Origin of the sequence: Pseudomonas sp. FW300-N2A2, assembly GCF_017351735.1 — a bacterium.
GTDB lineage: Bacteria > Pseudomonadota > Gammaproteobacteria > Pseudomonadales > Pseudomonadaceae > Aquipseudomonas > Aquipseudomonas migulae.
Map to the genome: position 1 here is coordinate 365,365 of NZ_JACNDU010000001.1, position 14,450 is coordinate 379,814.

A 14,450-nucleotide genomic window follows, 5' to 3' on the forward strand; every position below is an offset into this window, starting at 1 on the left:
GACGCCTTCGCGGGCAAGCCTCGCTCCTACAGATTCACCGCTAACTTGTAGGAGCGAGGCTTGCCCGCGAAGAACGATAACGCGGTTAACCTGCGTTGAGGATGTACCGCTCGATCGCCTGCGCTGCGCCGTCTTCGGTATTGGCCCCGGTCACTACGTCGGCCTGACGCTTCACCGCCTCCTCCGCCTGACCCATGGCAATCGACAATCCGGCGCGATGAAACATCGCCGGGTCATTGCCGCCATCGCCCATGGCGGCGGTCTGCCCGAGCGGTACACCGAGGAACTCCGCCAGTGTCGCCAGTGCGTCCCCCTTGTTTGCCTGCATCGCGGTCACGTCGAGGTACACCGGCTGCGAGCGTGACACCTGCGCCTGGCCCTCGACCCTGGGCAGCAACTGCGCCTCAAGCTCAATCAACAACTGCGTGTTGTTGCTCGCCGCGACGATCTTGTCGATGTATTCCAGATAGGGCTCGAAACTCTCCACCACCACGGGCGGATACCCCAGGCCGTGCTGTTCCCGCGGCACCATGGGGCCATTCGAGTCTTTCACCAGCCAGTCGCCGCCGCTGAACACCCACACCTCGATGTCCGGCAGATCGGCAAACTGCGTCAACGTGGTCAGCGCGGCCGTTGCCGGCAAATAATGCGCGACCAGCAAACTGCCGTCGGGGTTTACGATGGTGCCGCCATTGAACGCCGCCGTCGGCAGATCGACGCCCAAGGCTTCGATCTGCTGCAGCATGGCTTTCGGCGGCCGGCCGGTGGCCAGACTGAACAGCACGCCCGACTCACGCAACGAACGGACCGCTTCGATGGTGCGCTGACTGAGGCTGTGATCGGGCAGCAACAAGGTGCCGTCCATGTCACTGAGCAAAAAGCGGATGGGTTGTTGCGTTTCGTCACTCATCCGAGGCTATGCCAGACGCGACCATCGCGGGTCAGCAGGTCTTCTGCCGCCGCCGGCCCGTCTTCGCCCGCCGCGTAAGTCTGCACGCTCGCATCCTGCTGCCAGGCATCGAGGAACGGTTGCACGGCACGCCAGCCGTTCTCGATGTTGTCGGCGCGCTGGAACAGCGTCTGATCGCCGGTCAGGCAGTCGTAGATCAGGGTTTCGTAGCCGGTGGACGGCTGCATTTCGAAAAAATCCTTGTAGGCAAAACCCAGTTCGATATTGGCCATTTTCAACGCGGGGCCGGGGCGCTTGGCCAACAGGTCGAACCACATGCCTTCATTGGGTTGAATCTGAATCCGCAGATAGGTCGGTTGCAGCTCATCGACCTCGGTATCACGGAACTGCGCGTAAGGCGCCGGTTTGAAGCAGATGACAATCTCGGTGTCGCGCACGCTCATGCGCTTGCCAGTGCGCAGGTAGAACGGCACGCCGACCCAACGCCAGTTGTCGATCATGACTTTGAGCGCGACATAGGTTTCCGTCGTGCTGTCAGGCGCTACGTTGTTTTCCTGGCGATAACCCGCCAACGGCTTGCCGTCGATTTCGCCGGCGGCGTATTGGCCGCGCACCGAATTGGCCCGTGCCTCTTCGGTGGACCAGGGACGGATCGCTCCCACCACTTTGGCCTTCTCGCCGCGAACCGCATCGGCGCCAAAGGCAGCCGGCGGTTCCATGGCCACCATCGCCAATAGCTGGAACAGGTGATTGGGCACCATGTCCCGCAGGGCGCCGGTGTGTTCATAAAAACTGCCACGGGTTTCCACGCCGACGGTTTCCGCGGCGGTGATCTGTACGTGGTCGATGTAATGGTTGTTCCAGAACGCTTCGAACAGGCTGTTGGAGAACCGGCTGATCAGAATGTTCTGCACGGTTTCCTTGCCCAGATAGTGATCGATCCGGTAGATCTGGTTTTCCGTCATGACCTTGAGCAAGCATGCGTTCAAGGCTTCGGCGGTATGCAGGTCAGAGCCGAACGGCTTTTCGATGACTACCCTTCTGAACGCTTCCGGCGTCTCTTGCAGCAAACCGGCAGCGCCGAGACGACGCACCACTTCGCTGAAGAAACGTGGCGCGGTGGCCAGGTAGAACACCGCGTTGCCGGTGCCGCTGGCGGCGATTTTCGCCGCCAGCGCCTGATACGTGCTGTCGTCCAGGAAGTCGCCCTGGACGTAGCTGATGCCTTTGGCCAGTTTGGCCCACAATGCCGGGTCAAGGGCTTGATCGCCCTTGCCGACCTTGCTTGCCACTTCGGCCCGAATGAAGTCTTCGAGCTTCTGGGCAAACGCTTCGTCGGTGATGGCGTTGTGGTCGACGCCGATGATCCGCAGTCCATCACCAAGCAGACCGTCGCGACTCAGGTTGTACAGCGCCGGCATCAGCAAGCGCTTGACCAGGTCACCGTGGGCACCGAACAGGAACAGCGTGGTCGGTGGTGCGGGTTCTGCCTTGGATTTATTGCGGATCAAACGGGTCATTTTTTCGCAGTCTCCACGTGGCCGCCGAAGCCGAAGCGCTGGGCCGAGAGAATCTTGTCGCCAAAGGTGCCTTGGCCGCGCGAGCGATAGCGGGCGAACAGCGAGTTCGACAGCACCGGCACCGGTACCGCTTGTTCCATCGCCGCTTCAATGGTCCATTGACCTTCACCGCTGTCCGCTACGGAACCGGAGAAATTATCGAGCTGCGGATCGGCAGCCAGGGCATCGGCGGTCAGGTCGAGCAGCCAGGACGAGACCACACTGCCACGACGCCAGACTTCGGCGATGTCGCCGACGTTCAGGTTGAAGCGCTGGTCTTCCGGCAGGTTGGTGCTGGCCTTGGTCTTGAGGATGTCGAAGCCTTCGGCGAAGGCCTGCATCATTCCGTATTCGATGCCGTTGTGGATCATCTTCACGAAATGGCCGGAACCTGCGGGGCCGGCGTGGATGTAACCGCGTTCGGCGCGATCGTCGTCCGACTTGCGGTCCTTGGTGCGCGGGATGTCACCCATGCCAGGCGCCAGGGTGTCGAACAGTGGATCGAGGCGTTTAACCACTTCGGCTTCGCCACCGATCATCATGCAGTAACCGCGCTCCAGGCCCCAGACGCCGCCGGAGGTGCCGACGTCGATGTAGTGCAGGCCTTTTTCCGAGAGGGTTTTTGCCCGGCGAATGTCGTCCTTATAGAAGGTGTTGCCGCCGTCGATGATGGTGTCGCCGGCTTCAAGCAAGGTGCTCAGGGTGTCGATGGTGTCTTCGGTCGGTGCGCCTGCCGGCAGCATGATCCAGACCGCTCGTGGTTTGGCCAGGCCGGCGACCAGGGCCGGCAGGTCGATGACGCCCTTGGCGCCTTCGGCGGCCAGGGTGTCGACGAAGGCGGTATTGCGGTCGTAAACAACGGTGGTGTGCCCGTTGAGCATCAGGCGCCGCGCAATATTGCCGCCCATGCGGCCCAGTCCAATAATCCCGAGTTGCATGTGCTGATGCTCCCTACTACAAATAAATGTGTGTCAAAGGTTATAGCCCAACGCGACTAATGAGGGTTAGTCCAGAGCGTTGGCATGAAGTTTCCGGGCATTGTGCCCGATCCTGATTGATAACGTCGGGAATCGTGCCGAAGACACAACGACCACGAAAAATAAAAAAGTTCCCTTCCGGGACAAAAGAAATCAAAATCAGCGCCGATAGTAAATCAGCACCGATGTCGGGGCGGATTTACAGTTGAGGCAAGCCATTTGCGAGGTGAGCAATGGGCACAGTACAAGCAGCACGGCCAGCACAAACCCTTTACGTCACGATCCGTCGTGATGAATTGCGCCAGTTGAAAGACGAACGCGACCAGCTCAAACAGGAAGTCGAGCAATTGCGCCTGCTGACGCAAGGTATCCAGGCTCAGCCGATGCCTGTCACTTTGCGCGCCCCCCACGCCTGATCCCCTCGCCTGAATCGGAAGCAGCCAATCGCTGTTTCCGATACGCCATCACGATTTACCCGCGCTCAGCAGCTCACAAAACTTTCACACGCCCTTGTTGATACTCCGGTCCTTTATGGCCGCCCGGTATCTGCGCGGCGCCTGTTCGTCGGCGACCTTCCCGTCCCGGCGGTGGAAGTGATTTCTGGCTGGAGCACGCAATGGCTTTGTATGAACGCAGCAATTCGACTGCGGACAAGTTTGATTGGGCAGGGTTTCTCTGGCTGTTTCTGTTCTTCTGGTATTTCTCCGGCATTACCCAACTGCTGATCCAATTGACGGGCACCTCCGGGTTCAGCGGTTTCCGCCAGGCCTTCACCATGAGCGCCATCTGGCTGGCGCCGATGCTGCTGTTTCCCCGCAAGACGCGTGTATTGGCGGCGCTGATCGGCGTGGTGCTGTGGGCCTGCTCCATGGCCAGTCTCGGTTACTTCTTCATCTATCAGCAGGAATTTTCCCAGAGCGTCATCTTCATCATGTTCGAGTCGAACATCTCTGAAGCCGGCGAGTACATGACCCAGTATTTTGCCTGGTGGATGGTGGCGGCATTTGTCGCCCACACGCTGTTCGCCTATTTCCTGTGGACCCGCTTGCGCCCGGTGTACATGCCCCGTGGTCGCGCATTGGTCGCCGCGACCGCCATTCTGGTGGCCGTGGTGGGTTATCCGCTGGCCAAGCAGACCGTTCACACCGGAAGTTTCGCCAGTGGTTTCGAGAAGTTCGAAACCCGTATCGAACCGGCAGTGCCGTGGCAGATGGCCGTGGCCTATCACCGCTACCTCGACACCCTGGCCGACATGCAGGGCATGCTCGACAGCGCGAGCAAGATTCCACCGCTGCACAATTTCAAGGATTCGATGGCCAATCAGCCCGCCACCCTGGTGTTGGTGATCGGCGAATCCACCAACCGTCAGCGCATGAGTCTCTACGGCTACCCGCGTGAAACCACGCCGGAACTGGACAAGCTCAAGGACCAACTGGCGGTCTTCAACAACGTCATCACCCCGCGCCCTTACACCATCGAGGCATTGCAGCAGGTCCTGACGTTCGCCGACGAAGAAAACCCGGAGCTGTACCTGTCAACGCCGTCGCTGGTCAGCATGATGAAACAGGCGGGCTACAAGACCTTCTGGATCACCAACCAGCAAACCATGACCAAGCGCAACACCATGCTCACGACCTTCTCCGAGCAGGCCGACGAGCAGGTGTACCTGAACAACAACCGCAACCAGAACGCCGCCCAGTACGACGGCGACGTGATCGAGCCGTTCAACAAGGCCCTGGCCGACGCGGCGCCACGCAAGTTGATCGTCGTGCATTTGCTCGGCACACACATGAGCTATCAGTACCGCTACCCATCGACCTTCGACAAGTTCAAGGACCGCAACGGCGTTCCGGCTGGCGTGCGTGACGATCAGTTGCCGACCTACAACAGCTATGACAACGCGGTGCTGTACAACGATTTCGTGGTTTCGAGCCTGATCAAGGATTACGCCAAGACCGATCCTAACGGCTTCCTGCTGTACCTTTCCGACCACGGCGAAGACGTTTTCGACTCTGCCGGTCACAACACCCTGGGTCGCAACGAAGCCAAGCCGACGGCGCCGATGTACACCATTCCATTCATGGCCTGGGCCTCGCCGAAATGGCGCGAAAGCCATGACTGGAGCTTCGCCGGTGATCTGGGGCGGCCGTACAGCAGCTCGCACCTGATCCATACCTGGGCCGATCTGGCGGGGCTGAGCTTCGATGAACTGGATCGCAGCAAGAGCGTGGTCAGCGACAGTTTCAAGCCGCGCCCACTGCTGATCGGCAATCCTTATGAGCGCGAGCAGAAAGCGCTGATCGACTTCAGCCTGATCAAACCCAAGGTGAAGCCGACCCCGGCAGTCGCTCAGCAGTAAACCTGTAGGAGCGAAGCTTGCTCGCGAAGAGGTCGGCAGATTCAACATCTATGCTGGCTGGGGCAACGTCTTCGCGAGCAAGCTTCGCTCCTACAATTCACTCGGAAGATAATAATAATTCTCGTTTATTGCTAAATACCCCCGCCCTCCTTCGTCTTTGAACAAACGGAATTTTTTCATTGACGACAAGGAGTCGGCCGCGATGTTCGCGCCTATCACCCGTTCCATGACCTTTACCCTTGGGTTTTGCAGTGCCGTACTAAGCCCGGACCTGCTGGCTGAAACCGACCCGGACAAACAACCCTCCGCCCTGGTACTCGGTGCCACCAGCATCACGGCCCAAGGCTTGGGCAGCACCACTGAAAACACCGGGTCGTACACCACCGGCGCCATGAGCACCGCCACCCGCCTGAACCTGTCGATCAAGGAGACGCCGCAATCGGTGTCCGTGATCACGCGCCAGCAAATGGACGACTTCAAACTCGACACGCTCTCCGACGCCATGCGCCAGACCACGGGCGTGGTGGTTCAGCACAACGACTCGGACCGGGTCGTCTATTCCTCCCGCGGCTACACGATCAACAATTTCCAGATCGACGGGATGCTCAACACCTTCAACTACATGAAGTCCGATTCCGACACCATCATCTATGACCGTATCGAAGTCGTGCGCGGGGCAACCGGCCTGACCACGGGCGCAGGCGACCCTTCGGCCACCATCAACATGGTGCGCAAGCGTCCGACGGCGCAGTGGGAAGCCAAAACCGGTGTCAGCGGCGGCAGTTATGACGATTACTACAGTTACGTCGATGTCGGCGGGCCGCTGGCGTTCGACGGACGCTTGCGCGGGCGCAGCGTGCTGGCCTATCGCGACAGTCATTCGGTACGCGACAAGTATCAGCTGCAAAGGGAAGTCGGCTACGGGATTCTCGAAGCCGACCTGACCGACGATACGCTGCTCGCCGTGGGTTATGACTATCAGGACAAACAGGTGCAGGGCACCTCCTGGGGGACCGTGCCCTACTGGAACGCGGACGGCAGCAAAGCCAACCTCGGCCGCTCCACCAACATGGCCACACCCTGGAGTTCCTGGCCGCTGAAAGACAAGACCGCGTTCGCCACGCTGGATCAGCAACTGGGGATGGGCTGGCACCTCAAGGCGGCTTACACCCATCGCGAAAGCGACACCGACGGTAAGATTTACTACGGCGGTGGCGGCTTCCCCGAGGCGGATCGCAGCGGCATGATCGCCAACGTCAGCCACATGATCGGCACGCAAAAAATGAAGGCTTATGACTTCAACGTGTCCGGACCCTATTCATTGTTCGGGCGTGAGCACGAAATGATGCTCGGGTATGGCGAAGCCGAACGCAGCGACGAAAGCCCACACACCGTCGATGGCGCCCGCGCGAAGGACTACGAAAACGTACCCGACTGGAAGTACATGGGCGGCATCCCCAAATTCCCCGACACCGTCACCAGCCTGCGTGGCTCCAGCGACAACACCCGCCAAAAGGCCGGTTACCTGGCCACTCGCCTGACGTTGACCGACGATCTGCACGCCGTCCTCGGCAGCCGCTATGGCAGCTGGAAAGCGTCGAAAACGGCTAACAGTTACACCGACAATCTGCAGTTGAGCGAGTCCGAAGTTACCCGCCAGCAACACAACGACCTATGGACGCCATACGCCGGACTGCTTTACGACCTGACGCCCGAATACACGGCTTACATCAGCTACACCGATATCTTCAAGCCACAAACCAACCGCGACAGCAGCCGCAAGTACCTCGAACCGGTGGTGGGCAGCAACTATGAACTTGGCCTCAAGGGCAGCCTGCTGGAAGAGCGACTGAACCTCGCCACCGCCGTGTTCTGGAGCAAACAGGACAATGTCGCCGAACGCGACGATTCGGTGCCGCCGGACCCGGTTACCGGCGAGGAGTTCTACACCTCCAGCGGTAAGGGCAACAAGGTACAGGGGTTCGAAGCCGAGCTCTCCGGCGAGGTCATGCCGCACTGGAACATGACCGCCGGTTACACCTACACCCACTCGGTCAATGGCGAAGAAAAACGCACCAATACCAGTCAGCCGCTGAACCTGCTTCGGGTGTCGACTTCGTATCGCTTGCCTGGCGACTGGCAGGCCCTGACCGTGGGCGGTGCAGTGAACTGGCAAAGTGACGTTTACCGCGCCGCCAATCGCCCGGTCGGACGCAACGCCGCTGGCAATGTGATAACTGAACGCACAAACATCCGGCAAGGCGCGTACACCGTGGTCAACCTGATGTCACGTTACGAGTTCGACCCGCACCTGTCCGCCTCGCTCAACGTCGAGAACCTGTTCGACAAGAAGTATTACGACAACGTCGGTTTCTATAACGGTGTGTATTGGGGTGATCCGCGTACGGTGACACTGAGCCTGGACTGGAAACTCTAGGCGCAGTTAATTCCCAATCGACGAAATCGGCAGATAATGTTCTCGCGACATTGCTTCATGGATGAAAAGCACCCGATATCCGTTTTGGGAGGCGAACCATGAAATGTACACCCTTGATCGTTGCCGGCCTGATGACGTTCGTTTCGGTCAGCGCATTTGCCGAAGGTGGCGCAGAACGCATGCGCTATTACTACGAAAGCCTGCGGCTCAGCCAACAGGAGAATCAAAGCCAGCAAACCGCTGAGGTCCGGGTTCCGGACGATCAAACGGCGCAAGTGACCGAGCACTACAAGCCTTGAACCGGCGTGGAATCTCGGACCTGTAGGAGCCAGCTTGCTGGCGATGGCGTCTTCAAAATTGCCATCGCCAGCAAGCTGGCTCCTACAGAACGCGGTGCGCGGTAGGTTAAAGGGGTTTGGTCCAGAACAGCATCCGGCCGTGCTCCGGATCGAACATGCCAGCGCTGAAGCCGAATTTAGCGTAGGACGACTGCGCCACGGCATTGCCTTCCAGCACCTCCAGCGTGATTTTGCAGCAGCCGCGCTGACGGGCGATTTCCTCGACCTTTTGCAGCATCTTCTGGCTCAGGCCCAATCCGCGAAACTGTTTCACCACCACCACGTCATGCACGTTGACCAATGGCCGACAGGCAAACGTCGAAAAACCTTCAAAGCAATTGACCAGCCCTGCCGGCTCGCCCCCGACGAACGCCAGCACGCTGTACGCATGGGGACGTTTGGCGAGTTCCCTCGGAAGGTGCTCCAGCACCTCGGCCGGCAAAGAATGACCGATACCCATCGGGTCCTCGGCGTAATGATTCAACACCTGACCTATCGCCTCGGCATGCACCGGATTGGTGTAACTGGCCTGAAGCACTAGAATTTCTGCGGATTCCATTTCCATCCTCGATTGTGAGAGCGAGCCTGCTCGCGATGAGCCTGAGAGCGCCGCGTTTAAAAAGCAAGCCCGCGTTATCGTTGACGTCCATCGCGAGCAGGCTCGCTCCCACAGGGAAAATCCGCTTTCAATACCCCCAGATCAATGCTTCGGTCCACCCCAGTTCGGCGAAATCCGCCGCCCTCAGGCCCGACTCCCCGGCGCAGAAAAACTCGTCCAGTTGTGGTGGCGCAACCGACGTGCCGCTGAGCATGGCGTGTACCTGCCCGCGATGATGGATCTGATGCTCGAGCAGATGAGACAGCAGGCGCAAACGGCTGTCGTATTGCGGCGTGTCTCGGGCGATTGTCACGATTTTGCCCAGGTCGGCGTCGCGCATTTGCTCGCAGTAGGCGATCAAGCGGCGGTCAACCTGGGCCTGTTCGCGCTGCAGGTCAGCGGCAGTGGTGAACGGCTCGTCTTTGTTGAAGAACACCGTGCATTCAGGATGCGGAACATCGCCACGCAACTCCCGTTCCAGCGCATCCATGTAAAACCAGTCGCAGGTCAGGATGTGGTTGAGGGTCGCACGCAGGCTGGGGAAGAAACTGACGCGCGGCGCAGCCAGCTCCTCTGCGCTCAACTGGCTCCAGGCCTTGGCCAGTCGATGATTGGCCCAGGCGTTCTGATAAGCCATGGTCAGCAAATGGTGGGACAAGGGCTGATTCATGTTCGCGGCTCCTTGGGTTCAAGCGTCGGCGAAACGTTGCAGCTGCATTTCCTGTAGGCGACTGAGTGTGCGGCGGAACGGGAATTCCAGATAGCCTTCGGTGTAGAGCGATTCCATCGGCACCTGGGCTTCGAGGTACAGCGGCACTTTGCGGTCATAGCATTCGTCCACCAACGCGATGAAGCGCCGCACACCGTCGTCGTGCACCGACAATTGCGGCAACTCGCGATCACCCGCCACCACCCGCTCGACCCCGTCTTCGGTGCCACGGGCAATGCGGCCGGCGCGTTTTTGCGCGCTGAGGTTGGGCACGTCACTCAACAGAATAGCCCTGAAGGTGTCGCACAGGGCCATGAAATCCATGGCGGCAAAGGGTTGTTCACAGAGATCGGCGTATCGGCTCCAGAGCACGGTTTCACTGGCCTGCACCACATTCAGCGAGCGGTAACCGACCTTGATCGGTTCACTGGAGACTGACTGCCCGGCGGTCAGGGCCTTGAACACATCCTCCAACGCGCCGGGTTGCCCTGGCGCGGCGACCCAATAGCGTTGCAAACCAGCGCCGGGATGCAGGCGATGATCTTCGCCGCCATCCACCGCGATCACCTGCATGTGCTGCTTGATCGCCTCGATCGCGGGCACGAAGCGGTCGCGGTTGAAGCCATCGGCGTACAGCATGTCCGGCGGCTGATTGGACGTGCAAACCACCACCACGCCCTCCTCGAACATCACCTGAAACAAGCGCCCGAGAATGATTGCGTCGCCAATGTCGTTGACGAACAGCTCATCGAAACACAACACGCGGACTTCTTCGCTCAGCTCGCGGGCCAGGGCTTTGAGTGGATCGGCGGTGCCGGTCAGCTGAAACGAGCGTTGATGCACCCACCCCATAAAATGGTGAAAGTGCTGGCGACGGGCCGGGACCTGCAGGCTTTGGTAAAACTGATCCATCAGCCAGGTCTTGCCACGCCCAACCGGTCCCCACAGGTACACGCCCGTGACCGGCGTCTGACCTTCATGCAACGCTTCATGGCATTTTTGCAACGCCCAGACGGCATGTTCCTGGGCTTCGTCCTGGACGAAGCCCTTCTGTTCGATGGCGTGTTGCCAGGCGCTTAACGGGGAGTCGGCATTCATGCGCGGCAGTATGCCATCGTGACGCGACATCTACAGTGAAATGTCCAGCCGGGCGATCTTGCCCTGCTCGTTCAGGCGAAACATGTAGCGCAGCTCCAGCGGACTGCCGGGAAACGTGCCGGAGATCAGGTTGTGCACCAACACCTTGCCGGTGCGCTGTTGCACGTCGAGCACTTCGACCCTTGGCTGGTAACGCCGGGCGGTGTCTTGCATCCATTGGGCGATGGCCTGGGTGCCAATCCGGTGTTGACCTTCATCGAACACATTGGCGTCCTCAGCGAAAAAACTGGCGACCGTCGAGGTGTCGCGGGCATTGGCGGCAGCAATGTAAGCGGCGATGGCGGGCGCCAGTGCAGAGGCAGGATGGGACATGGTGACAGCTCCTTGTTGGTTGATTCTGACGCCATGCTAGAACACGCCTGTGTCAGTTCTTGTCAGGAGTGAAACGCCCGGCTTCATCCAGTTGCATCTGCTTGCGCCAGGTGCGCAGCAGATCGCTGCGCCGCCCCGGATAACGCTCGCCCTGCTCGCTCGCCGCCGAAATCCGGTCGGTACGAAAAGTCCGATAGGCACTACGCAACTCACACCAGGCGACGATGATCCGCACTTCATTGAGAAACCCCAGCGCCAGCGGCCAGATCAGCCGCTGACTCGGCACTTGCTGTGCGTCCGCATAGTCGATGTGCAGCTTGGCCTGATCGCGAATCGCCTGGCGAAACGCATTCAGCGGCACGGCATTTGGCGCGAAGCCATAACCGGGCGGGCCCGGCATCACCGTAGGGTTGCGCAGAGCGTCCAGCGCTTCGGGGGCTAGTACCGCAGCAATCTTGGCCAACGCATCGGCTGCCGCTTTGCTCAACACTTCATCGCCGCGCTGATCCACGTAACGCAGCCCCAGCACGATGGCTTCGGTTTCATCGGCATTGAGCATCAACGGCGGCAGGAACAAACCGCTGCGCAACACGTAACCGATCCCCGCCTCACCGTAGATCGGCGCGCCCAGTGCGGTGAGTTCCGCGATGTCGCGATAGAGCGTACGCTCGGAAATCTCAAGCTCGCTGGCGAGTGTCGCCGCCGTGACCGGACGACTTTTGCCGCGCAGCACTTGCAACAAAGTCAGTAAACGCGTGGTGCGAGACACAATCGGCAGGCTCTTTTCGGAAAGGATGTCGCAGATTAGCAGAGCCCCCTGTCAGAAAGTGGCAGTAACCACGGGCCCGTTTTGCCACTCATGAAAAAGCACCTTGACTGAATACATGACTAGCATCATCTTAAATACATGTCTTACGACATTTATATTAATCCGCAGCGTCTTCCTTCAGGAGTCATCCCATGCATTACAAAGTGTTCGGCCGAAAAACCGGCTTGCGCGTTGCGGAACTGGCGCTGGGTGCCGGTAACTTTGGTACCGGTTGGGGTCATGGCGCCGAGCGCGATGAAGCCAAGCGCATCTTTGATGGCTACCTGGAGGCCGGCGGTAATTTCATCGACACCGCCAATGGCTATCAGGGTGGTCAGTCGGAAGCCATGCTCAGTGAATTCATCGCCGCTGAGCGCGATCACCTGGTCATCGCCACCAAATACACGTTGGGGACTACGCCGGCCGCAGGCATTTCCTACACCGGCAACAACCGCAAGAACATGGTCCGCGCCGTGGAAGAAAGCCTGACACGGCTCAAGACCGACCACATCGACCTGTTCTGGGCGCACATGAGCGACGGTGTCACGCCCATGGAAGAAATCCTCCGTGGTTTTGATGATCTGGTGCGCGCCGGCAAGATTCATTATGCCGGGCTGTCGAACTTCCCGGCCTGGCGCATCGCCCGCGCTGATCTGCTGGCTGAAGTTCGCGGTTTTGCGCCGATTGCCGCCATTCAGGTCGAGTACAGCCTCGCCGAGCGCACAGCTGAACGTGAACAACTGCCGATGGCCGAAGCGTTGGGGCTGGCCGCGACCTTATGGTCGCCGCTGGGTGGCGGGTTCCTGACCGGCAAATACCGCACCAACGACGAGAACAGCCGTGCCGCCAAACTGGGCATGCTGGTACACGCCGAGAAAAGTGCCCGCGAAACCGCCCTGCTCGACACCTTGCTCGCGGTCGCGGCAGAGCTGGACGCCAGCCCGACGCACGTGGCCATTGCCTGGCTGCGGGAAAAAGCCAAACGCTCGACCACGGCGCTGATTCCGATTCTGGGTTCGCGTACGCGTGAGCAGCTGGATGCGACGTTGGGCGCGTTGGATGTGCAGTTGAGTGCCGATCAGTTGTCGCGGCTGGATGGCATCAGCGAAGTGGCGAAGGGGGTGCCGCATGAGTCCATTGCCGGTTCTTTTGCACGTTTCAGCGGGGGCGAAACCCTGGACCTGCCAATAATCCCGGTCGCCTGAAAAAGCTTCGCCGGCAAGCCGGCTCCTACAAGTTTTGCGGCGTTCACACCTGTTGTGTTCGGCGCAATCCTGTAGGAGCCGGCTTGCCGGCGATGGCGTTAGCACGGTTATTGATCGACCTTATGCTTAGCCGCATACAAACACAGCATCTCCATCGCCAACGTCGCCGCCGCCAGTGAGGTAATGTCCGCACTGTCGTAGGCCGGCGCAACTTCCACCACGTCCATCCCCACCAGATTGATCCCGCGCAAGCCGCCGAGGATTTCCAGCGCCTGTACAGTGCTCAAACCGCCACACACCGGTGTGCCGGTGCCGGGTGCAAACGCCGGGTCGAGGCAATCGATGTCGAACGTCAGGTACACCGGGTTGTCGCCGACCCGTGCGCGAATCGCTTCGACAATCGCGTCCACCCCACGCCGATGCACTTGTCGCGCATCCAGCACCTGAAAGCCCTGAGGATCGTCATTGGTGGTGCGCAAACCGATCTGCACCGAGCGCGACGGGTCCACCAGACCTTCCTTGGCCGCGTGCCAGAACATCGTGCCGTGATCGACGCGCTTGCCCTCTTCATCCGGCCAGGTGTCGCTGTGCGCGTCGAAGTGAATCAACGACAGCGCCCCATGTTTACGGGCATGCGCCTTGAGCAATGGATAACTGATGAAGTGATCGCCGCCGAACGTCAACATGGCGCAACCGGCATTCAGAATGTGCTCGGCGTGGGCTTCAATGCTTTCCGGCACCGAATGCGGCGAGCCGTAATCGAAGTCGCAATCACCGTAGTCGATCACCGCCAGATGATCGAACGGGTCGAACGTCCATGGCCAATGCCGCTCCCAGGCGATCCCGGTGGACGCCGCACGAATGCCGCGCGGTCCGAAACGCGCGCCGGGACGGTTGCTGGTGGCGGTATCGAACGGCACGCCACTGACGGCCACATCGACACCGCGCAAGTCGCGGCTGTACCGGCGACGCATGAAACTGGTGATACCGGCGTAGGTACTTTCGGCGGCAGTCCCGTAGAGACTGTCGCGGGTCATGGCCTGATCGTTTTGCACTGGGACGTCCATCAGGTGCTCCTTC

The 14,450-nt window shown here is 60.0% G+C and carries 14 protein-coding genes; 5 read left to right on the forward strand and 9 right to left on the reverse strand.

The genetic code is table 11. The features are described 5' to 3' along the window. Window positions 1-85 precede the first annotated feature (85 nt). From J4E42_RS01450 to gnd, 3 genes are read right to left on the reverse strand one after another with little or no spacing between them, the layout of a single operon-like run. On the reverse strand, window positions 86-910 hold the full coding sequence (locus J4E42_RS01450) for an HAD family hydrolase (protein ID WP_207284381.1): 825 nt from the start codon (window positions 908-910) through the stop codon (window positions 86-88). Next, a complete protein-coding gene (gene zwf / locus J4E42_RS01455; protein WP_008029913.1) occupies window positions 907-2,430 on the reverse strand; it encodes a glucose-6-phosphate dehydrogenase in 1,524 nt (507 codons plus the stop codon). Before zwf ends, J4E42_RS01450 begins: the two co-directional genes overlap by 4 nt. After that, window positions 2,427-3,407 carry a phosphogluconate dehydrogenase (NAD(+)-dependent, decarboxylating) gene (gene gnd, locus J4E42_RS01460; protein WP_207284382.1) on the reverse strand — a complete coding sequence of 327 codons (981 nt, stop codon included), beginning with the start codon at window positions 3,405-3,407 and terminating at the stop codon, window positions 2,427-2,429. Before gnd ends, zwf begins: the two co-directional genes overlap by 4 nt. 272 nt (window positions 3,408-3,679) lie before the next feature. Here gnd and J4E42_RS01465 point away from each other — a divergent pair, with 272 nt between their 5' ends. From J4E42_RS01465 to J4E42_RS01480, 4 genes are all read left to right on the forward strand, one after another. Further along, the gene (locus J4E42_RS01465) at window positions 3,680-3,862 is read left to right on the forward strand and encodes a DUF6026 family protein (protein ID WP_008029917.1); all 183 of its coding nucleotides are present in this window, start codon (window positions 3,680-3,682) and stop codon (window positions 3,860-3,862) included. Between the two features lie 200 nt (window positions 3,863-4,062). Continuing rightward, window positions 4,063-5,805 (forward strand): phosphoethanolamine transferase CptA, encoded by a 1,743-nt coding sequence (locus tag J4E42_RS01470; protein WP_207284383.1) that lies wholly within the window; start codon window positions 4,063-4,065, stop codon window positions 5,803-5,805. Between the two features lie 202 nt (window positions 5,806-6,007). Further along, entirely contained in the window at window positions 6,008-8,242 is a 2,235-nt protein-coding gene (locus J4E42_RS01475; RefSeq protein WP_207284384.1) for a TonB-dependent siderophore receptor, read from the forward strand. 98 nt (window positions 8,243-8,340) lie between these two features. Continuing rightward, entirely contained in the window at window positions 8,341-8,541 is a 201-nt protein-coding gene (locus tag J4E42_RS01480) for a hypothetical protein (protein WP_008040245.1), read from the forward strand. Window positions 8,542-8,647: 106 nt separating this feature from the next. Here J4E42_RS01480 and J4E42_RS01485 read toward each other — a convergent pair whose 3' ends face one another. From J4E42_RS01485 to J4E42_RS01505, 5 genes are all read right to left on the reverse strand, one after another. Then, window positions 8,648-9,139, reverse strand: coding sequence for a GNAT family N-acetyltransferase (locus tag J4E42_RS01485; protein ID WP_008040243.1), 492 nt, complete (start codon window positions 9,137-9,139; stop codon window positions 8,648-8,650). A gap of 127 nt (window positions 9,140-9,266) precedes the next feature. Next, complete coding sequence (locus J4E42_RS01490) at window positions 9,267-9,848, reverse strand: DinB family protein (RefSeq protein WP_207284385.1); 582 nt, start codon at window positions 9,846-9,848, stop codon at window positions 9,267-9,269. Window positions 9,849-9,866: 18 nt separating this feature from the next. Continuing rightward, window positions 9,867-10,985: a cell division protein ZapE gene (gene zapE / locus J4E42_RS01495; protein ID WP_008040240.1), complete on the reverse strand. Its 1,119-nt coding sequence runs from the start codon at window positions 10,983-10,985 to the stop codon at window positions 9,867-9,869. Window positions 10,986-11,015: 30 nt separating this feature from the next. Next, on the reverse strand, window positions 11,016-11,357 hold the full coding sequence (locus tag J4E42_RS01500) for a nuclear transport factor 2 family protein (RefSeq protein ID WP_008029932.1): 342 nt from the start codon (window positions 11,355-11,357) through the stop codon (window positions 11,016-11,018). A 52-nt stretch (window positions 11,358-11,409) separates the two neighbouring features. Then, window positions 11,410-12,126: a YafY family protein gene (locus J4E42_RS01505; RefSeq protein ID WP_008040237.1), complete on the reverse strand. Its 717-nt coding sequence runs from the start codon at window positions 12,124-12,126 to the stop codon at window positions 11,410-11,412. Window positions 12,127-12,317: 191 nt separating this feature from the next. Between J4E42_RS01505 and J4E42_RS01510 the strand changes: the two genes are divergently transcribed. Next, window positions 12,318-13,370, forward strand: coding sequence for an aldo/keto reductase (locus J4E42_RS01510; protein ID WP_207284386.1), 1,053 nt, complete (start codon window positions 12,318-12,320; stop codon window positions 13,368-13,370). Between the two features lie 107 nt (window positions 13,371-13,477). On the opposite strand, the gene speB is transcribed toward J4E42_RS01510, so the two are convergent. After that, window positions 13,478-14,437 carry an agmatinase gene (gene speB, locus J4E42_RS01515; protein ID WP_207284387.1) on the reverse strand — a complete coding sequence of 320 codons (960 nt, stop codon included), beginning with the start codon at window positions 14,435-14,437 and terminating at the stop codon, window positions 13,478-13,480. Window positions 14,438-14,450 lie beyond the last annotated feature (13 nt).

Bases quoted from the DNA above. Each gene is read 5' to 3' on its own strand.
- J4E42_RS01490 (WP_207284385.1), bottom strand. From the start codon at position 9,848: ATGAATCAGCCCTTGTCCCACCATTTGCTGACCATGGCTTATCAGAAC.
- zwf (WP_008029913.1), bottom strand. From the start codon at position 2,430: ATGACCCGTTTGATCCGCAATAAATCCAAGGCAGAACCCGCACCACCG.
- J4E42_RS01450 (WP_207284381.1), bottom strand. From the start codon at position 910: ATGAGTGACGAAACGCAACAACCCATCCGCTTTTTGCTCAGTGACATG.
- J4E42_RS01500 (WP_008029932.1), bottom strand. From the start codon at position 11,357: ATGTCCCATCCTGCCTCTGCACTGGCGCCCGCCATCGCCGCTTACATT.
- J4E42_RS01480 (WP_008040245.1), top strand. From the start codon at position 8,341: ATGAAATGTACACCCTTGATCGTTGCCGGCCTGATGACGTTCGTTTCG.
- speB (WP_207284387.1), bottom strand. From the start codon at position 14,437: ATGGACGTCCCAGTGCAAAACGATCAGGCCATGACCCGCGACAGTCTC.
- zapE (WP_008040240.1), bottom strand. From the start codon at position 10,985: ATGAATGCCGACTCCCCGTTAAGCGCCTGGCAACACGCCATCGAACAG.
- gnd (WP_207284382.1), bottom strand. From the start codon at position 3,407: ATGCAACTCGGGATTATTGGACTGGGCCGCATGGGCGGCAATATTGCG.
- J4E42_RS01465 (WP_008029917.1), top strand. From the start codon at position 3,680: ATGGGCACAGTACAAGCAGCACGGCCAGCACAAACCCTTTACGTCACG.
- J4E42_RS01510 (WP_207284386.1), top strand. From the start codon at position 12,318: ATGCATTACAAAGTGTTCGGCCGAAAAACCGGCTTGCGCGTTGCGGAA.
- J4E42_RS01485 (WP_008040243.1), bottom strand. From the start codon at position 9,139: ATGGAATCCGCAGAAATTCTAGTGCTTCAGGCCAGTTACACCAATCCG.
- J4E42_RS01470 (WP_207284383.1), top strand. From the start codon at position 4,063: ATGGCTTTGTATGAACGCAGCAATTCGACTGCGGACAAGTTTGATTGG.
- J4E42_RS01475 (WP_207284384.1), top strand. From the start codon at position 6,008: ATGTTCGCGCCTATCACCCGTTCCATGACCTTTACCCTTGGGTTTTGC.